This is a genomic window from Yersinia nurmii (assembly GCF_001112925.1).
In the GTDB taxonomy this organism is placed as follows: Bacteria; Pseudomonadota; Gammaproteobacteria; order Enterobacterales; family Enterobacteriaceae; genus Yersinia; species Yersinia nurmii.
In genome coordinates, this window is sequence record NZ_CPYD01000001.1 from 211,339 (window position 1) to 230,463 (window position 19,125).

Sequence of the window (19,125 nt, forward strand, 5' to 3'; positions counted from 1 at the left end):
GGGTAAATTATTCCTGTCAGGGTTTCTTCTGTACCGGCACGCCAAGATCGCGTAACTGGCTGATAAAGACTGAAGGACGGTCGCTGTCTTGCAATAACCATACCTGATGTTTCGCCCGAGTCATGGCGACATACAGTAAACGCCGTTCCTCCGCATCGGGAAAATCTTCCGGTTGCGGCAAGAGTACGTCTTCCAACACCGACTCCCTGGCTTCCGCCGGGAAACCATCGCCACCTTCATGCAAACCAGCGATAATCACGTACTCAGCCTGTTGCCCTTTGCTGGCGTGAATCGTCATGAAATCGATATTCAGTTTGGGCCAGCGTGTTTTGGCCTTCTGCAAAATATCCGGACGTAAATGATGATATCGAGCCAAAATCATGATTCTCTCATCATCTTTAACATAGCCGCTCAGCTTATCCAGCAGCGCTTCTAGCTGTCCATGCGGCAGGATTACCACGGATTTTTTCGTGCCTTTACTCAGGCTGTTTAGCGGTTTTTTTAACTGATGAGGATTTTGTTGGATAAACTGATTGGCGATCTCACCAATGCGATCGTTAAAACGATAGGTGGTATCTAAAGCACATTCTGCACCTTCACCAAAATGATGACTGAAGGCCGTGGTCAGCAAGAGTTCGGCTCCGCTGAAACGATAAATGGCCTGCCAGTCATCCCCTACGGCAAACAAAGATGTTTGGGTATTTTGCTTACGCAGAGCGGAAAGTAACAATGCGCGCTGCGGCGAGATATCCTGAAACTCATCCACCAGTATGTATTTCCACGGACTAACAAAACGCCCTTTCTCCAATAAATTCACCGCTTGATGAATCAAGCCGGAGAAATCGACCGCACCTTCGTCCTTCAACGCACTTTTCCACGCTTTCAGCAACGGCGCCATCAGGCGAATACGTTTCTGGAACAGGTCACGAACTTCTTCATCAGCTTGTTCAATCATTTCTGCCTGGCTACCCCCGTGCATCCGCATCAGGCCAAGCCAACGTTCCAAACGCCCACCCAACCGCGCCGCCAGACGTTTATCCTGCCAGAAACGCTCTTCCGGCACATCCCATTCCAGCTCTTCGGTCAGCCACTGCCGCCAACCTTTGGCTTGCGCTTTCTTCTCTTCACACTGCTGCTGCCAGTTCTTGATCAATAGCGAGCGACGCGCCTGGCTGTCTGATTCCAGCTTACTGATAACTGGAGTTTTACGACTGCCCTGTTGAATAATATGCAGCGCCAACGCGTGGAAGGTTTTCGCCTGAATATCTTTTGTCCCCAGACGTTGCTTAATTCTATCATTCATTTCATCGGCGGCCTGACGCCCGAAAGCCAGCAGCAAGATTTGCTCCGGCAGCGCTTCCTGGCGACGTAACAGCCAACCGGCACGCGCCACCAGCACCGACGTTTTACCACTCCCCGCGCCAGCCAATACCAATACCGAATCTTCCCCATTCACTACTGCCCGACACTGGGAATCGTTCAACGGAGAAGTTTCAACCTGCTGGAAGAAGTCGCGGTGTTGTTCCAGTATGCGGTCGGTCCACTGTCGGTTACGCATCTCAACGCTTCGGGCACCTTGCTGCAACCAACGCAAGCAAAGGGCATAATCGTCGCGGCACAGCTCAAATTCACTTAATCGTTCTAACGGCATTGGTAACGCGCCAAATGCTTGCTTGATGCTTTCTTGCAATTGAGCCAAATCCGAGCGCTTAAACCATTTATCTTGTTGTTCAATTTTACGGATCGAAGCCACCTTAGCCTGAAGTACTTCAGCGCTGATCTGGCTCATTTCCTCGCTCCATTTTTGCCAGACGCCTAGCAAATACTGATAGAAACGCTGAGTTTCCTGCCATTCGGTGCCGTGTAACCGGACAACCTGCTGCTGTGGCAGTTCAAACTCCAGTTCTCCCCATACGATGCCGCGTTTGCATTGAATATTGACCAATTGATTAAACGGAATCAGATATTGATGTTTATCACCGCTCACTTCGATGCCAGCATTCAATAATCGCACCCGATTGTAGGGATGTTGAGCCAAATGCTTGCCGAAAGATGTCGCTTTAAGTTCCATATACCTGCGCCAAAACTAGTATTGAGGGAGTTTACGTATCAAAATGGAGTGTAAATAAAATAATTGAGTTTAAACAACAGCTATCAGATAGTTTACGGGTTATTGTCAAAAACGCGTAATAATGGGAAAAGGAAGATCACTTCTAGACTCACCCGCATTGCGGTTCTTCAATTTTATCAGGCAGATTAATCATCATGCGTACTGCATTGAACATTTTGAATTTTGTTTTAGGTGGTTTTTTCACAACGTTCGCCTGGCTGGTGGCTACGCTGGTCAGCGCCCTGTTGATCGTTACCTTACCATTAACCCGCTCTTGCTGGGAAATTACCAAGCTTTCCTTTCTGCCTTATGGCAATGAAGCGATCCATGTCAATGAATTATACCCGGAAAAAAGTAATGCTCTGCTAACAACCGGTGGTTCAGTATTGAACATTATCTGGTTTATTCTGTTTGGCTGGTGGCTGTGTATTTCCCATATTTTGGCTGGGATTGCCCAGTGCTTAACTATCATCGGTATTCCTGTCGGTATCGCTAACTTTAAAATTGCAGCGATAGCCTTATGGCCAGTCGGCCGCCGGGTGGTCTCGGTTGAAATGGCGCAACAAGCCAGAACCGAGAATGCTAAACGCCGCTTTCAGCAACGCTGATTGAGAATGATGCCTTACGCTCGAGTGAATCTGCTTTGCCCGAGTGTCCCGAGTGTAAGGCTCTTTTTTGCCTAAAGGCTATTATGTTGATTAGCCTGGTTAATGCTCAATTCAGTCAGGCTGTTTTGTTCGTTTTAGGGGTCTTTTGTGCTCACTTTTGTTTCTGGTTTACGTCGCTACGCATATAACAGCAGCTTTCTGTATTACGTTCGTATTTTTATCGCCCTGACTGGCACAACGGCGCTACCTTGGTGGCTTGGCCAACCCACACTGACTATTCCTCTGACTCTGGGAGTCGTAGCCGCGGCGCTGGCCGATCTGGACGATAGGCTGGTAGGACGAATCCGCAATTTATTGATCACGTTGGTTTGCTTCTTTACCGCTTCAGCCTCCATTGAATTACTCTTCCCCTACCCTTGGCTATTTGCTATTGGCCTGACTTTTTCGACCTGCGGATTTATTCTGCTTGGCGCACTTGGACAACGTTACGCCACCATTGCCTTTGGTGCTTTGCTGATCGCGATTTACACCATGCTGGGTACGTCTATGTACGCTATCTGGTATGAGCAACCGTTGCTTTTGGTGCTGGGCGCTGTTTGGTACAACCTACTGACGCTAGCTGGCCATCTAATCTTCCCTATCCGCCCGCTACAAGACAATATGGCACGCTGCTATCAGCAACTTTCGTCTTATCTGGAAGCCAAAGCTAACCTGTTTGATCCGGATATCGAAGCGAATGACAATCAGCCGCTGATTGCTGTCGCCATGGCCAACGGCGAACTGGTTTCGACCTTGAATCAAGCCAAGGTCTCCCTCGTCACCCGTCTAAAAGGAGATCGCGGGCAACGGGGCACACGCCGAACACTACACTATTATTTCGTCGCGCAGGACATTCATGAGCGCGCCAGCTCCTCCCATGTGCAATACCAAAGCCTGCGAGAGAAATTTCGGTTTAGCGATGTGCTGTTCCGCTTCCAGCGGCTGCTGAATATGCAGGCCAGAGCCTGCCAGCAATTATCGCAATCCATCCTTTTGCATCAAAAATATCAGCACGACCCTCGCTTTGAGCGAGCGTTTACTCATCTGGACGCCACGCTGCTGCGAATGTCAGAAAAACATAAAAACCTTCCAGAGGTTAAAGCATTATCCTATTTACTCAGAAATCTGCGAGCCATTGATGCCCAGCTTGCTGGTATTGAATCAGAGCAAGTACTGGCCGAAGAAGCTAAGCCGGAAAATCGTCTCGCCGACGACCGTATTACCGGTTGGGGAGATATCTGGCTCCGGATCAGCCGCCATCTGACTCCACAGTCAGCCCTATTTCGCCATGCGGTTCGCATGTCTGTAGTACTTTGTATTGGTTACGCATTTATCCAATTCACCGGCATGCAACACGGCTATTGGATTTTGCTGACCAGCCTGTTTGTCTGCCAGCCTAACTACAACGCCACCCGCCGCCGTTTAGCGCTGAGGATCATCGGAACCCTCGCGGGTATTCTGATCGGCTTACCTATTCTTTACTTTGTGCCTTCTTTGGAAGGGCAGTTGATTTTAATCGTCATTACCGGGGTACTGTTCTTCGCCTTCCGTAATGTGCAATACGCCCACGCCACCATGTTTATTACCCTTTTGGTGTTACTGTGCTTCAACCTATTAGGTGAAGGCTTTGAGGTCGCCATGCCTCGAGTGATTGATACCTTACTCGGCTGCGGTATTTCCTGGGTCGCTGTTTCCTTTATCTGGCCGGATTGGAAATTTCGCCATCTGCCAGCGGTGGTCAGCAAGACCTTCAACGCCAACTGCCGCTATCTGGATGCCATCCTGCTGCAATATCATCAGGGAAAGGACAACAGCCTGACCTATAGGATTGCCCGCCGCGATGCGCACAATAGCGATGCTGAGTTAGCCTCGGTTATTTCCAATATGTCCGCAGAGCCTAAGAATGATCGCAAAACACATGAGGCGGCATTCCGGCTGCTGTGCCTGAATCACACCATGCTGAGCTACATCTCTGCGCTAGGCGCGCACCGCGAGAAACTGACCAATCCAGCCATTCTAGAGCTATTAAATGACGCTATCTGTTATGTAGAAGCGGCGCTTAGCGAAGAACCGGTGGATGATATCCGAATGAACAAAGCGCTGGCCGCCCTTTCGGCACGTATCGCGCAATTCACCCCCGATCCTGAAAGCAAAGAACCGCTGGTATTACAGCAGGTAGGATTGTTACTGGAACTGCTACCTGAGCTTGCCGTATTAAATAAACAAATTCGTCAAAGCAATTAATAACCTATCAAAATAAAACGGTGAAACTCACCCACCGTCACAGGTCGTTGATATTTCAGCGGCCTGTGACGCCCCCTTCACTCAGCGACGACTTCAAGACATATCGCGTGGCTCATCGTTAACTGAACGTCCATCGCCTTCAGTTTTTATAACAAGCGCTGACCGGCATTCCTACATCATCGAACCACTCCATCAGCTCATTGCGAATTCGACGAGGTAAAACGGCATGATGATTGCCTGTAATGGCACCGGCTAATGAGAGCAGGACATTGATCCCCAACGACTCCCTCAAGGCTCTGAGTCTAAGATAAGTGCGTTTTGCTCCTTCATTTCTCAACTCATCCGCATTCTTGATGCCGACTTTCCACAGTAAACGCTCAAGCGCAATGCTCACATTAGGCAAATCTTTCAGTCGGTTGGTTTCCCTGCTTCTGGTAACGACATCTTCTTCTGCTCCTTGATAGGCTAATTGAGCAAATGGGGAAAGGTTGGATTCATCCTGCCATAACTCGGGCGTAATCCAGTAGTAGCGCAAGGTAACGGGAATACCGCGTTTAGAATAAACCAAACAGCGCATACCGTAGGTTTTGAACGTGTATTCGGTACGTTCATTCGCACGTAAATACATTTCGCCTTCAGAAACCAATGCAAACATGATGCCGTTAGCCAGCAGGCCATATCCGCCAAATTGAGAACGAAATGTGATCGGGCCGAGAAAAGCAAAACGTTCCTGAGCCTGGGCAATCCTTTTTTCTGATAAATGCTTCATCGCTACTCCTTTAGCAAATGATTAGCCTGTAGTCCTAACTTTGCTGTAATAAGTGTAAGAGGAACAACTAATTGCAAAAGTACGCAATATAAATCGACTATCCAATTACAAAATTAATTTGCATGAAATTTCATCGCAAATTTGCGAAGCAGTTTGAAAAATTAGGTTGATCTTCCATCAAACACCCATTACTGTATATTCATACAGTATCACTACGGGCAGGAAATCACATGCGCACACATTCACTTAAACCTCATAATTCCAACAGTCATACTTTTGCTGCTAATACATTAGCAACAAGAACCATTTCCCCTATGGATAGCGGACTTATCAGTGAAGTTGTTTATAGTGAGAGTCAGCCTGCAGTGGTTCAACTGCTCGTTCCCCTGCTGCAACAATTGGGCAAACAATCCCGTTGGTTGCTATGGTTAACGCCACAGCAGAAGCTTAGCCGTTTGTGGCTTGAAAAATCCGGTTTACCCGTAGATAAAGTAGTGCAACTAAGCCAGATAGATTCTTTATCTACCGTTGAAGCTATGGAAAAAGCACTACTGACGGGAAATTACAGCGTAGTGCTAGGTTGGTTGCCTGATTTAACAGATGAAGATCGACTAAGACTTCGCTTAGCTGCGGAGCAGGGAAATGCATATGGGTTCATTATGCGTCCACAAAGTGACACAAAATCGAACCAAGGACAGTGTCCAACGTTAAAAATTCATTCTTATTTGTATCATTAAGTAAATTTAGGATTTATCCCATGAAATTTAACGTGAATTACATGGGAACCTCTGAATATCAGTGCAAAGCGAGTCATTACGCGGCTTGCAGCATAAAATACTGTTCTAAAAACGACCGTTTTTATGCCAAAAGTGTTAAAAAACCTGCTCATTTCTGCTTTTTTTTCAGGCGGTTTATCACATCACACTTGTAACTTTCTCGCCACGTTGTAGACTTTACATCGCTAAGGTTGCTCTAAAACGCCAAATTAAACTGGCAGCGTGAATCAACGGGAGCGTTAAAACCTTAACGAAGAATTTTAACCAAGGGCTTGGCTTTACAAAAGCTCATTGCCTATTTGGATGATAACGAGGCGTAAAATGAAAAAGACAGCTATCGCATTAGCAGTGGCACTGGCTGGTTTCGCTACAGTAGCGCAAGCCGCACCGAAAGATAATACCTGGTACACCGGTGGTAAACTGGGCTGGTCTCAGTACCATGACGTCGGTACCGGCAATGGTATCTACAACGAAAGCAACGACGGCCCAACTCACCAGAACCAACTGGGTGCAGGTGCGTTCTTGGGTTACCAAGCGAACCAGTACCTTGGCTTCGAAATGGGATATGACTGGCTTGGCCGTATGCCTTACAAAGGCGACGTAACTAACGGCGCATTCAAAGCACAAGGCGTTCAGCTGGCTGCTAAACTGAGCTACCCAATTGCTCAGGATCTGGACCTGTACACTCGTCTGGGTGGTATGGTTTGGCGTGCAGACTCTAAAGCAAACGTGCCTAGCGAAAACTTCCACGCTAGCAACCACGACACTGGCGTTTCTCCGCTGGCTGCCGTTGGCCTTGAATACGCAGTAACCAAAAACTGGGCAACTCGCCTGGACTACCAATGGGTTAACAACATTGGTGATGCTGCTACCGTTGGTGCTCGTCCAGACAACGGCATGCTGAGCCTGGGTGTTTCTTACCGTTTCGGTCAAGATGACGCAGTAGCTCCAGTAGCTCCAGCTCCAGCTCCGGCTCCAGTTGTTGATACTAAGCGTTTCACTCTGAAGTCTGATGTGCTGTTTGCTTTCAACAAAGCAACTCTGAAACCAGAAGGCCAGCAAGCTCTGGACCAACTGTACTCTCAGCTGAGCTCTATCGATCCTAAAGACGGTTCTGTTGTAGTTCTGGGCTTCGCTGACCGCATCGGTCAAGCTGCTCCTAACTTGAAACTGTCTGAAGCTCGCGCTCGCAGCGTTGTAGAGTACCTGGTATCTAAAGGTATCCCAGCAGACAAGATCTCTGCTCGTGGCATGGGTCAAGCTGATCCAGTTACAGGCAACACCTGTGACAACGTGAAACCACGTGCTGCACTGATCAACTGCCTGGCACCAGATCGTCGCGTAGAGATCGAAGTGAAAGGCATCAAAGAAGTTGTAACTCAGCCACAGGCTTAAGTTTACTTCTTAATAAAAACCCCGCATTGCGGGGTTTTTTTTTAGCTGTTTTCTGCACCTGAAATCAACAACCAGATTAGCGGGAAGCGGCAACAAATAGCGCCTGCTTCTCATTCAGTGTCTAATCGTCTTTACCCAAAATTGCCTGTAAATCTTGTTTCAGCGATGACATCTGATTAGCATATTTCTCTTTCCGTTCGGCATCTTCAATCAACTGCACTACCGTTTCAGATAAGGTATGCCCTCTTCTGCGCGCCAATGCCGCCAAACGCTGCCAAACCAGGAATTCCAGATCGATAGATTTTTTACGCGTATGCTGATGCTCGGCATTAAAATGGCGTTTACGTCTAGCCCGAATGGTTTGCTTCATCCGATTAGCCAGATCTGCATTCATATGCGCAGCGATCCACTCAAGGACTTTAACCGGCTCGCTTTCCAGCTTCAGCAGTTGTTCAATCGCATCTTGAGCTGCGCTCTTTTCAACGTGGCGAGTGATAGGTTCACCTTCACGGTGTTTTTTCACCAGATAGGCCCATTTCCAACCGCTCTCAAGATTTTCCAATTGTTGATATTTCATCGTGATCTCTTCAGTGACCGCGTAACTTCAGTAAGCATAACAGCTTTACAGGAAATTTCCCCCTGCAAATCGCGCTCATTTTGACTGTTTTTTGTACTTAAATATCAGGATGTCACACTCCTTGTCGACAACTGCCACTCTGCGTATATGCAGCCTGCGTTATTCTTGTATAATCGCCCTTTCCCTTTTTGACGATTGCATCTAACACTTTGACCAATAACCGACTTGAATGGCAGTCTTTGCTGCCAAACACAACGCCATATGAGGCGTTGTTTGCTACCGCCACTCAGTTGGCTCCCGTATCTTTTGCGGCATATCAACCCCGGTTGGAAAATGGCCTGACGCTATTCTGTCACCCACTATCCAAGCCGCGCTTTATGCTGATCAAAGCGCAAGAGAGTGGCGACTATCTCAACCTGCTCTCTCAGGCAATTAAAGAGTTGCAGGCAAATGAAACGCCGGCGCTAGCGGGCGGTGATTATCTGGTACATGGCCATCAAGTGAGCTGGCAGCCGGCTCAGCAAGGCAATGAGGCTTTTGCTGCCAAATCTACCTGTTTATGTCAGGAATGGATTGAACCAGAACAATTATTTGGTTGCGTTAGAATCCATAAAGATACGGTCAGTTTGCAACCGGGTTTGGTCCATCATGCCAACGGCGGTGTGCTGATTCTGTCGGTACGTTCCCTGTTGGCGCAGCCGTTAATGTGGCTACGCCTGAAACAAATGGTAACTCAACAGCGTTTCGAGTGGCATTCTCCCGATGAAACCAAGCCTTTACCATTACATATCCCGTCGATGCCGCTCGATTTACGTTTGGTTCTGGTTGGCGATCGCCTCGGTCTGGGGGATTTCCATGATATGGAACCGGAGCTGGGTGAGCTGGCCATTTACGGCGAGTTTGAAGCCGAATTGCCCCTGCTGGACGAAGAAGGCATGGCGCTGTGGTGTGGTTATATCAATGGGTTAGTACAACAGAATCATTTGCCACCTCTGTCCGCAGACGCCTGGCCGGTATTGTTTAAACAAGCAATTCGCCATAGTGGCGATCAAGGCAGTTTACCGCTCTGCCCACAATGGTTAACTCGCCAGTTGGCCGAAGCCGCCATGTATGCTGAAGAAGATGAAATTACCGGTAATTCGCTTGATGTAGCCGCAAATAATCGCGATTGGCGGCAGAATTATCTGGCCGAGCGGATGCAGGACGAAATCGAACTGGGACAGATTCTAATTGAAACCGAAGGTGCGGTTGTCGGCCAAATCAACGGGCTTTCGGTACTGGAATATCCTGGCCATCCACGTGCTTTTGGTGAACCCGCTCGTATCAGCTGCGTGGTGCATATGGGCGACGGCGAATTTGTCGACGTTGAACGCAAAGCTGAGTTAGGCGGTAACCTGCATGCTAAAGGCATGATGATTATGCAGGCATTCCTGAATGCGGAGCTAGAACTTGACCAGCCGATGCCATTCTCCGCGTCAATTGTTTTTGAGCAATCATACGGTGAAGTTGACGGTGACAGTGCCTCTTTGGCAGAGTTATGTGCTTTGATTAGCGCTCTTTCACAACAGCCAATTAATCAGCAAATTGCCGTGACCGGTTCTGTCGACCAGTTTGGCAATGTGCAACCTATTGGCGGCGTAAATGAAAAAATCGAAGGTTTCTTTGAGGTTTGTCAACGTCGTGGGTTAACCTCTCACCAAGGCGTGATTTTACCGAGCACCAATGTGCGCCATCTCTGTCTGCACCAGTCAGTGGTTGAAGCAGTACAGAACGGGCAATTCCATCTGTGGGCCGTGGACTCCGTCACCGAAGCGTTACCGCTTCTGACCGGCCTGCCTTATGCCGATGAACAGCAAACCAGTTTGTTAGGTATAATTCAGGAAAGGATTGCCCAAATGAATCCCCAGGATCGACGCCGACCTTGGCCATTACGCTGGCTCAACTGGTTTAACCAGGGCTGATCGGACTTGTTCAGCGTACAAGTGTACGCTAATCTGCGACCTTCAATAAAATAAGGCTTACTGAGAACATGGTAGATAAACGCGAATCCTATACAAAAGAAGACCTTGAGGCATCTGGCCGCGGCGAACTGTTTGGCGCCGGTGGACCACCATTGCCAGCAGGTAATATGTTAATGATGGACCGTATCGTGAAGATGACCGAAGACGGCGGTACTCATAACAAAGGTTATGTGGAAGCGGAACTGGATATCAATCCAGACCTATGGTTCTTCGGTTGCCACTTCATAGGTGATCCAGTGATGCCCGGCTGTCTCGGCCTCGATGCAATGTGGCAGTTGGTCGGCTTCTACCTCGGTTGGTTGGGTGGTGAAGGTAAAGGCCGCGCGCTGGGCGTAGGCGAAGTGAAATTTACCGGTCAGGTGTTACCTGAAGCGAAGAAAGTAACTTACCGTATCAACTTCAAACGCGTCATTATGCGTAAACTGATTATGGGCGTTGCGGACGGCGAAGTATTGGTTGACGGTAAAGTGATTTATACCGCGACCGATCTGAAAGTGGGCTTATTTAAAGACACGAACGCGTTCTAAGCGTTTTTGCGCAGGGAGAGAGCAATCTCAATCCCTGCGTCATCCCGTAAAGTGAAAACAGTGCCAGTCAAACGGCATTTTTTTGATTCATAGTCACTACTATAAGTGTAGTGAGTTACATTTTGCTTCTACTTTTAGCTTTACTCGCAAGGATACCGGCAGCTAATGCAAAGAACCCATTTTGACGATTTGCCCTGTCCGGTCGCCCGTTCTCTAGAGCGCGTTGGGGAGTGGTGGAGCATATTAATCCTCCGTGATGCTTTTCAGGGATTGTCGCGCTTTGACGAGTTTCAGCAAAGTTTACAGCTTTCCCCTACCATGCTAACTCGCCGACTGAAGCATCTGGTCGCCAGTGGCATTCTAGAAAAGCATTTATATCACGCCCGCCCCGCTCGCTATGAATATCGCCTGACTCAACGCGGAATCGATTTTTTCCCGGTATTAGCGGCGATGTTTGATTGGGGTAATAAGCATCTCGCTCCGGAAGGCGCCGCAGTGATTCTGGTCGATCGCCGCAGCGGTGAGCCGATTCAGCCCCAATTGCTTGATCAACGGACCCAACGGCCTATCCTTTATCAGGATGTCACCATCGCCGCAGGCCCGGTAAGCAGTGATATCGTGAAGCGACGCCTTGCATTGATGCGAGAAAAAGCGTCTGCCCGTTCCATTGAATCCGAATAAGGAAATTGTATGAGTATGCGTCGCGTGGTGATTACCGGTATGGGCGTGGTTTGCCCATTGGGTACAGGTCTCGAAATCGTCTGGCGGCGTTTGCTAGCCGGGCAATCAGGTATCCGCCGGCTACCGGATGAGATTGTAGGAGAGCTGGTAACCAAAGTCGGTGGACAAGTTCCTACGCTGGCAGAAGATCCAGAAGGCGGTTTCGATCCTGACCGCGCCGTTTTACCGAAAGATCAAAAGAAAATGGACCGTTTTATCGAGTTCGCCATAGCCGCAGCCGATGAAGCCATTGCGCATTCAGGCTGGCAGGCGATCGCCGAAGATCAACAAGAGCGGACCGCAACCGTGATTGGTTCAGGTATTGGCGGTTTCCCCGCGATTGCGCATGCGGTTCGCACCACCGACAGTCGCGGCCCCAAACGGCTGTCTCCTTTCACCATTCCGTCGTTTCTGGTCAATCTGGCTGCTGGCCACGTATCCATTAAACACCATTTCAAAGGGCCAATCGGCGCACCGGTTACCGCCTGTGCCGCAGGTGTTCAGGCCATTGGCGATGCGGTACGTATGATTCGCAACCACGAGGCCGACGTCGCACTGTGCGGCGGTGCCGAAGCGGCCATTGATAAGGTCAGTTTGGCCGGTTTTGCGGCGGCTCGCGCCCTTTCTCATGGCTATAACGAATACCCGAAACAGGCATCACGGCCGTTCGACAGCGCTCGCGATGGCTTTGTGATGGGAGAAGGTGCTGGCCTACTCGTGGTAGAAGAGTTAGAGCACGCTCTGGCTCGTGGCGCAACGCCGCTGGCGGAGATTGTCGGCTACGGTACCAGCGCGGATGCCTACCATATGACTTCCGGCGCAGAGGACGGTGACGGCGCTTACAGAGCGATGAAAATCGCATTACGGCAGGCGGGGGTGACTCCAGATCAGGTTCAGCACTTAAATGCTCATGCAACCTCAACGCCGGTAGGGGATCTGGGCGAGATCAACGCGATCAAACACCTGTTTGGCACAAACAGTCAGTTAGCCGTCACCTCCACTAAATCAGCAACCGGTCATTTACTCGGCGGCGCGGGTGGTCTGGAAACGGTATTTACCGCGCTGGCATTGCGAGATCAAATCGTACCCGCGACCTTGAATCTGGCCCATCCAGATCCTGCCAGTGCCGGATTGGATATTGTCAGCGGCAAAGCTCGCCCTCACCAGATGACTTATGCGCTTTCTAACGGTTTTGGTTTTGGCGGGGTTAACGCCAGTATTTTGCTGAAACGTTGGCAGGGCTAGTTTTCTGTGACAATAAGCAAGGCTATTGCTGAATAGTATGGTCTCTGAAATGAAAACCTCCGCATAAAGCGGAGGTTATCCTCGAAACACAGGGAGCCGCTTAAGCGGTCACAGCCCTGTCAGCCATGGCTTGTCGCCACCCTCCTAGCCAATGAGACCGGGCGTCTAAAGATTGGTAGGGACAAATTTCCCTTGAACGCCCTGAAATACCTGCCTGATATCCTCTTGATAATGCCCGTTCCAGACGATCTCTTTTCTGTCTCTTCATGCCTCTTATCCCTCATTTCTTGTCTGCTGGAAAGAAAACAGTGGCTGCTTTATGTACAACCACGATTAAGAAATAGTCCTTTTGACAGGGAAAATCAATGCGCAATATTCACGCCAATGTCACATTTGTGAGCTACGCCCGCTTAATTAACTAAGTGATTGATTTAGAGGAAATAGAGATAACATCATGATTTTAAATAAAAAACCCCTTGCCGTATCATCAGAATAATGAATAAGGAAAGGGGTTTAGATTGAATGAGTACAAAATATTACTGAATGCGTTGCAACTGAGTCGCGATGTTCTGAGCTTCCTGCTGCCAGCCCTGTGCCAGCGTACGAATCAGCGCGTCATAACCATCTTCGCTCTGCTTCACTTCCAGATCAAATGGCTGTTTAATCAGCTTGCCCTGATATTTCACCACCCAAACCCCTTTGACTATTGCCTTCCCATCAAAACGGCCATGGAAACCGGTCACCGTTACATTCAACACCGCCTGATCGCTGTCCAGCGGCTGAGCTGAAACTAACCAGCCCGGCAATGCGCTGCTCAGGTTAGTGACCAGCGTTTGCTGTAATTGCTGATCCAGCGGGCTAGCCCACAGATTATTATTAGCAATGACATACTGCACATCATTCGTCTGATAAACCACGCCGGACGCGGCCAGATAATCCGCGACGCTGACATGTTCCAGCCACAGTTGCCGAGTCACACCTTGAGTGTCGCTGCTGACGGCAACCGGCGTACCTAACGCTGGTAACTGGTAATAGGTTTTAGAGGTGCTGCTGCTACAGGCGCTGAGTAACAGCGCCATCAATACCATCATCCATTTCATCATTTTTTGGCCTTCTTAGGCTGAGGGTCCTGGCTGCCGGCAGCTTCAAATACCAGCGCGTTACTCTTCTCATTCAGGGTACGCAGTACCGGTTGCAGTTCGCGTAATACCTGATCCAAACGTTGCATATCACCGACCATTTTATTGTAGGCAGGTGAACCCGGCTGGAAACCTTTCATGCTGCGATTCAGCTCGGTTAACGTTTTCTGAAGATCTTGCGGCAGATCTTTCATCGCCTGACTGGAGGTGATTTCGTTCAGCGACGCCAACGTTTTCTGAGTTTCACGCATGGTTTTCTGGCTTTCGGCCAGCGTCTGCGTGACTTCATTTAACATTGGCGTTAACGGCAGATTATTGATCTTATCCAGCGTCATCATGACTTTTTGCTGAATCTGCGCCAACCCACCGCTCACCGTTGGTATCAGAGGATAACCCGCTACGTCCTGCGGCCCTTTCCACGGTTTAGCATCTGGATAAAAGTCTAAATCGACGAACAGCGCGCCGGTCAACAAGTTGCCAGACTTCAGCGATGCGCGTAAACCACGCTCTTTGGCGGTTTTCAGAATTTGCTCAAAGTTGGCATCCGGCCCCAGATCGTTACGGAAACGGCCCGGTTCGATGCGAATTAACACCGGAATACGGAAATCGTTATCCAGGCGCTGTCTCACGCCTTCGGCATAGAACGGCACATCGCCGACGGTACCGACGCGAATACCACGGAATTCAACCGGCGCGCCAGCCTGTAAACCGCGCACAGAGTCAGAGAAGAACAGCAGGAAATCCTCATGTTCGGTAAACAATGAATTCTGAATACTGCTGCGATTATCAAACAATTTAAACTGAGTTTTATCCTGAGTAACAGGCTTACCTAAATCGACACCGTCCGGCACATCGAAACTGACGCCGCCACTGAATAAGGTCGCCAGCGAAGCCATTTCCACCCGCATTCCCTGCGAGGACAAATCCACCGCCACGCCACTGTCTTTCCAGAAGCGGACGTTGGACGTCACCAGACTGTCGTAAGGCGCGCTGATAAAGAGCTGATATTGCATTAAGCGAGATTTTGGATCGAAAGAACCGGTTTCTACCGAACCCACACGATAACCACGGAACAGCACCGGATCGCCGGCGTTCAATTGCCCTGCCTGATCGCTATCCAACACGATACGCAACCCCTTGGCATCCGGAGAGGCTAACGGTGGTGAATCAAGCAGATGGAACTCATCATGGTTTTTATCCGCGCGGCCCGGTTGTAGCTCGATATAGGCGCCAGATAATAAAGTGCCCAGACCTGACACCCCTTCCCGACCAATTTGCGGCTTAACCACCCAAAACGCTGAATCGGTACGCAGTAACTTCTCCATACCCGAATTCAACCGCGCTTTGATAATGACCTGATTGAGATCGTTACTCAACGTCACCATTTCTACCGTGCCAACATCGACACTGCGACTTTTGATTTTGGTTTTACCCGCTTCGATGCCTTCAGCATTTTGCGTATATAAAGTCACCTCTGGCCCTTGATGGCTAAAGTGGTAAAACAATATCCACGCGCCGATCAAGGCAGTCACTATCGGAATGATCCACACCGGAGACCAGCGTTTGATTTTTTCTATCTCTGCCACACCATGGCTTGGGTTACTGTCCGTCACCTTGCGGCTCCTTCTTAGTTGTTTCACTCATCCGATCCCAGGTTAAACGAGGATCAAAGGTCAATGCTGCCAGCATGGTTAAAATCACCACCATTGCGAATAGTAATGCGCCTATAGCCGGATAAATACTCATGAGCTGACCTATGCGGACTAACGCCGAAAGCACTGCAATAACAAAAACATCGATCATTGACCAGCGGCCAACAAACTCGACCACTTCGTAAATAAAATGCATCCGTTCGCTATCCGCTTTTCCTTTCCCTTTCGCGTCCCAGCACAGCCAACCGATGGCCAGCATTTTCAGCGAAGGCACCATAATACTGGCGATAAAGATAACCATTGCCACTGGATAGGAACCTTCTCCCCAGAGCAAAATCACACCGGCCATAATGGTCGAAGTCATTTCATTACCGAGCGCTTCAGTGATCATGATTGGCATCAGATTTGCCGGAATATACAGCAGGATAGAGGTAATCAGCAGCGCCATCGTCCATTGCAGGCTATTGCGGCGACGGGCGTAGCCGTAGGTGTGGCAACGCGGACATTCTCGCTGATTGACCGGTAAAATCGCGGTGCAGCAAGAGCAAGAACGCACGCCCTGACGGATCCCCGTGCGACCAAAGGTCAGTTCGCAGTTTATCGCCGGCGCCGGTTCGATATCCTGCCACAGCCAGCGGCGATCCACACATTGAAAAGCTCGCACCTGTAGTAGGCAAAACAGACAGTAAGGCACAAAACTGCTGCCGATACCGATCTCTCCGTAAGCCATCAGCTTAACGAAACTGACCAAAACACCGGCGAGGAAAATTTCCACCATGCACCAGGTTTTGAACATAAACAGCGCTTTGGCCATCACGGTTTTCAGGTGTTTCGGTAGTCGAGTACCTGAACAGAGTAAGATAATCGCCACCATGCAAAATGCGGGGATTAACTGTACCAGCACCATGAATAGCGTCGCCATGCTGGCGTAATTATCGTTCAGCATAACGCGAGGAATTTGAATTAGCGTAATTTCACTGGTAATCCCTGCCACCCGCATATTAACGAAGGGGAACAGGTTAGCAACCAATAGCATAAATAGCGCACTGAGCGCATAGCCTATAGGCCGTTTACGCGGTTCTTCCCACCGCATACTCAGTGTCGTTTTACAGCGCGGGCAAACAGCTTTGGTGCCGAAAGATAACTTCGGCAATGCCACCAGCATATCGCACTGCGGGCATAGCATCGCGTCATTACTTTCAACATGATGATGACCGTGATCGTGATGGCTAACAGAACACAATAGAACTCTCCTTCACGGCAATATTTCAGCGCCAAAAAATACCGTTCTGCTACACAATTCGTTTTACGCATTGGCAACAGAACGGTTTGGCAGCCGTTAAGTCAGTGGAGTGCAGCAATAACTCTACCCTCCCCCGCTTTAATTAGCCGTTTTTCTGTGCTTCCAATTCTTCCCAACGGGCAAAAGCCACTTCCAGCGCTTGTTCTGCGGCAGCCAGTGCTTTTAGCACTTGCTGGGTTTCCTCATGAGGACGGGAGAAGAAATTGGCATCGCTCACCTGAGCTTGTAATGCGCCAATTTCCTCTTCCAGTTTCTCAAGCTGTTGTGGCAACTGATCCAGTTCACGCTGCAAGTTATAACTGAGTTTACCTGTCGAACGCTTAGCCGACGCCGTATTTTTTACCGGAGCAGTAGCTTTAGGTGTTTCTACCTTCGGCGCAGCTTGGCGAATCGGCTTGGCTTCAGCACGCTGTTTATGGGCATCGTAATAACCGCCCACAAAGCTGCTGATTTCACCGTTGCCTTCGAAAATCCAGCACTCGGTAACAGAGTTATCAACGAACTGACGATCATGGCTGACCAACAATACGGTGCCCTGATAGCCATCCACCATCTCTTCAAGCAATTCCAACGTTTCGACATCCAGGTCGTTGGTTGGCTCATCGAGAATCAACAGGTTGCTAGGTTTCAGGAATAGTTTAGCCAATAACAGGCGGTTACGCTCCCCACCGGACAAGGCTTTCACTGGCGTCATCGCCCGCTTTGGATGGAACAAGAAGTCCTGCAAATAACCCAGAACGTGACGTGAACGACCATTAACCATCACTTCCTGTTTACCTTCCGCTAGGTTATCCATCACGGTGCGCTCTGGGTCCAGTTCCGCACGGTGCTGGTCGAAGTAAGCCACTTCGAGCTTGGTACCGCAGTGAACCTTACCGCTATCGGCCTGTAACTGGCCGAGCATCAGCTTCAGCAAAGTGGTTTTCCCACAGCCGTTCGGCCCAACCAGTGCAATTTTATCGCCACGTTGTACCTGCGCGGTGAAGTTTTTCACCAGCACTTTATCGCCAACCTGATAATTCACATTTTCCAGATCGAAGACAATCTTGCCCGAACGCACGGTTTCTTCCACCTGCATCTTGGCTGTGCCCATCACTTCACGACGCTCAGAACGTTCCTGACGCAACGCTTTCAAGGCGCGCACGCGGCCTTCGTTACGCGTACGACGCGCTTTAATGCCCTGACGGATCCACACTTCTTCCTGTGCCAATTTGCGATCGAATTCAGCATTTTGCAGTTCTTCAACCCGCAGCGCTTCTTCTTTGCTCGCCAGATACAGCTCGTAGTTACCCGGCCATGACACCAGTTTACCGCGATCCAGGTCCACAATACGGGTTGCCATAGCGCGGATAAATGAACGGTCATGGGAAATAAAGATGATACTGCCCTGAAACTCTTTCAGGAAACCTTCCAGCCAGTAGATCGTCTCGATATCCAAGTGGTTGGTTGGCTCATCTAGCAACAATACTTTTGGCGAACTAACCAACGCCCGACCCAACGCCGCTTTGCGCAGCCAGCCACCGGACAGGGAAGACAGCTCAGCGTCAGCGTTGAGCCCCAACTGTTCCAGAACTTCATGAATGCGGCTATCTAACTGCCACAGGCCCTGGTGGTCAAGAATTTCCTGTAACGCCGCCAAACGATTCAGATTTTTCTCGCTTGGGTCCAACTCAACCTGATGCAAAGTGGCATGGTAGGCTTTCAAATGCTCCGCTTGCTCCTGCACCCCTTCTGCAACGAAGTCAAACACGGTGCCAGCCACGTTACGCGGCGGATCCTGTTGCAGGCGTGCCACGATCAGATCTTGTTCGTACACAATGCGTCCGTCGTCCAGCGCAATTTCCTTGCTCAGGATTTTCAACAGTGTGGATTTACCCGCGCCATTACGACCGACCAAACAGACACGTTCGTTCGGTTCAATATGTAATTCGGTATTGTCTAACAAAGGTGCATCACTGAACGACAGCCAGGCACCTGACATGCTAATTAACGACATAGTT

The 19,125-nt window shown here is 49.5% G+C and carries 16 protein-coding genes; 8 read left to right on the top strand and 8 right to left on the bottom strand.

Features of this window, described 5'->3' with window-relative positions; all coding sequences use genetic code 11:
• Positions 1-16 precede the first annotated feature (16 nt).
• A complete protein-coding gene (gene helD / locus AD970_RS00965; RefSeq protein ID WP_049596470.1) occupies positions 17-2,071 on the bottom strand; it encodes a DNA helicase IV in 2,055 nt (684 codons plus the stop codon).
• A 194-nt stretch (positions 2,072-2,265) separates the two neighbouring features.
• Between helD and AD970_RS00970 the strand changes: the two genes are divergently transcribed.
• Both AD970_RS00970 and yccS read left to right on the top strand, forming a co-directional pair.
• Positions 2,266-2,718: a YccF domain-containing protein gene (locus tag AD970_RS00970; RefSeq protein ID WP_049596471.1), complete on the top strand. Its 453-nt coding sequence runs from the start codon at positions 2,266-2,268 to the stop codon at positions 2,716-2,718.
• 147 nt (positions 2,719-2,865) lie between these two features.
• Positions 2,866-5,001, top strand: a complete 2,136-nt coding sequence (gene yccS / locus AD970_RS00975) for a YccS family putative transporter (protein WP_049596472.1) — start codon at positions 2,866-2,868, stop codon at positions 4,999-5,001.
• Positions 5,002-5,140: 139 nt separating this feature from the next.
• Here the strand turns inward: yccS and AD970_RS00980 are convergent, their stop codons facing one another.
• Positions 5,141-5,770, bottom strand: coding sequence for a TfoX/Sxy family DNA transformation protein (locus tag AD970_RS00980; RefSeq protein ID WP_049596473.1), 630 nt, complete (start codon positions 5,768-5,770; stop codon positions 5,141-5,143).
• A 230-nt stretch (positions 5,771-6,000) separates the two neighbouring features.
• On the opposite strand from AD970_RS00980, the gene sulA reads away from it, so the two are divergent.
• Both sulA and ompA read left to right on the top strand, forming a co-directional pair.
• Positions 6,001-6,507 (top strand): SOS-induced cell division inhibitor SulA, encoded by a 507-nt coding sequence (sulA, locus tag AD970_RS00985; RefSeq protein ID WP_049596474.1) that lies wholly within the window; start codon positions 6,001-6,003, stop codon positions 6,505-6,507.
• A gap of 360 nt (positions 6,508-6,867) precedes the next feature.
• On the top strand, positions 6,868-7,941 hold the full coding sequence (ompA, locus tag AD970_RS00990; RefSeq protein WP_049596475.1) for a porin OmpA: 1,074 nt from the start codon (positions 6,868-6,870) through the stop codon (positions 7,939-7,941).
• Positions 7,942-8,062: 121 nt separating this feature from the next.
• Here the strand turns inward: ompA and matP are convergent, their stop codons facing one another.
• Entirely contained in the window at positions 8,063-8,518 is a 456-nt protein-coding gene (gene matP / locus AD970_RS00995) for a macrodomain Ter protein MatP (RefSeq protein ID WP_049596476.1), read from the bottom strand.
• Between the two features lie 209 nt (positions 8,519-8,727).
• On the opposite strand from matP, the gene AD970_RS01000 reads away from it, so the two are divergent.
• From AD970_RS01000 to fabF, 4 genes are all read left to right on the top strand, one after another.
• The gene (locus AD970_RS01000) at positions 8,728-10,479 is read left to right on the top strand and encodes an AAA family ATPase (RefSeq protein WP_049596477.1); all 1,752 of its coding nucleotides are present in this window, start codon (positions 8,728-8,730) and stop codon (positions 10,477-10,479) included.
• A gap of 68 nt (positions 10,480-10,547) precedes the next feature.
• Positions 10,548-11,066, top strand: coding sequence for a bifunctional 3-hydroxydecanoyl-ACP dehydratase/trans-2-decenoyl-ACP isomerase (fabA, locus tag AD970_RS01005; protein ID WP_049596478.1), 519 nt, complete (start codon positions 10,548-10,550; stop codon positions 11,064-11,066).
• A 165-nt stretch (positions 11,067-11,231) separates the two neighbouring features.
• Complete coding sequence (locus tag AD970_RS01010) at positions 11,232-11,747, top strand: winged helix-turn-helix transcriptional regulator (RefSeq protein WP_049596479.1); 516 nt, start codon at positions 11,232-11,234, stop codon at positions 11,745-11,747.
• Between the two features lie 9 nt (positions 11,748-11,756).
• Entirely contained in the window at positions 11,757-13,031 is a 1,275-nt protein-coding gene (fabF, locus tag AD970_RS01015) for a beta-ketoacyl-ACP synthase II (protein ID WP_049596480.1), read from the top strand.
• 100 nt (positions 13,032-13,131) lie between these two features.
• On the opposite strand, the gene rmf is transcribed toward fabF, so the two are convergent.
• The 5 genes from rmf to AD970_RS01035 all read right to left on the bottom strand — a co-directional run bounded on the left by rmf (position 13,132) and on the right by AD970_RS01035 (position 19,121).
• Positions 13,132-13,299, bottom strand: coding sequence for a ribosome modulation factor (gene rmf, locus AD970_RS18600; protein WP_038402188.1), 168 nt, complete (start codon positions 13,297-13,299; stop codon positions 13,132-13,134).
• Positions 13,300-13,567: 268 nt separating this feature from the next.
• Positions 13,568-14,134: a membrane integrity-associated transporter subunit PqiC gene (gene pqiC / locus AD970_RS01020; RefSeq protein WP_049596481.1), complete on the bottom strand. Its 567-nt coding sequence runs from the start codon at positions 14,132-14,134 to the stop codon at positions 13,568-13,570.
• Positions 14,131-15,783, bottom strand: a complete 1,653-nt coding sequence (gene pqiB, locus AD970_RS01025; protein ID WP_049596482.1) for an intermembrane transport protein PqiB — start codon at positions 15,781-15,783, stop codon at positions 14,131-14,133. Before pqiB ends, pqiC begins: the two co-directional genes overlap by 4 nt.
• Positions 15,770-17,065, bottom strand: coding sequence for a membrane integrity-associated transporter subunit PqiA (gene pqiA, locus AD970_RS01030; RefSeq protein WP_072080570.1), 1,296 nt, complete (start codon positions 17,063-17,065; stop codon positions 15,770-15,772). The genes pqiB and pqiA overlap by 14 nt, the downstream gene beginning before the upstream one ends.
• Positions 17,066-17,207: 142 nt before the next feature.
• Positions 17,208-19,121, bottom strand: coding sequence for an ABC transporter ATP-binding protein (locus AD970_RS01035; RefSeq protein ID WP_049596483.1), 1,914 nt, complete (start codon positions 19,119-19,121; stop codon positions 17,208-17,210).
• Between the last annotated feature and the right edge of the window lie 4 nt (positions 19,122-19,125).

What these genes read in the sequence shown, in the direction of transcription:
- helD (WP_049596470.1), bottom strand. Translation starts at nt 2,071, where the DNA reads ATGGAACTTAAAGCGACATCTTTCGGCAAGCATTTGGCTCAACATCCC.
- AD970_RS00970 (WP_049596471.1), top strand. Translation starts at nt 2,266, where the DNA reads ATGCGTACTGCATTGAACATTTTGAATTTTGTTTTAGGTGGTTTTTTC.
- AD970_RS00980 (WP_049596473.1), bottom strand. Translation starts at nt 5,770, where the DNA reads ATGAAGCATTTATCAGAAAAAAGGATTGCCCAGGCTCAGGAACGTTTT.
- sulA (WP_049596474.1), top strand. Translation starts at nt 6,001, where the DNA reads ATGCGCACACATTCACTTAAACCTCATAATTCCAACAGTCATACTTTT.
- ompA (WP_049596475.1), top strand. Translation starts at nt 6,868, where the DNA reads ATGAAAAAGACAGCTATCGCATTAGCAGTGGCACTGGCTGGTTTCGCT.
- matP (WP_049596476.1), bottom strand. Translation starts at nt 8,518, where the DNA reads ATGAAATATCAACAATTGGAAAATCTTGAGAGCGGTTGGAAATGGGCC.
- fabA (WP_049596478.1), top strand. Translation starts at nt 10,548, where the DNA reads ATGGTAGATAAACGCGAATCCTATACAAAAGAAGACCTTGAGGCATCT.
- AD970_RS01010 (WP_049596479.1), top strand. Translation starts at nt 11,232, where the DNA reads ATGCAAAGAACCCATTTTGACGATTTGCCCTGTCCGGTCGCCCGTTCT.
- fabF (WP_049596480.1), top strand. Translation starts at nt 11,757, where the DNA reads ATGAGTATGCGTCGCGTGGTGATTACCGGTATGGGCGTGGTTTGCCCA.
- rmf (WP_038402188.1), bottom strand. Translation starts at nt 13,299, where the DNA reads ATGAAGAGACAGAAAAGAGATCGTCTGGAACGGGCATTATCAAGAGGA.
- pqiC (WP_049596481.1), bottom strand. Translation starts at nt 14,134, where the DNA reads ATGATGAAATGGATGATGGTATTGATGGCGCTGTTACTCAGCGCCTGT.
- AD970_RS01035 (WP_049596483.1), bottom strand. Translation starts at nt 19,121, where the DNA reads ATGTCGTTAATTAGCATGTCAGGTGCCTGGCTGTCGTTCAGTGATGCA.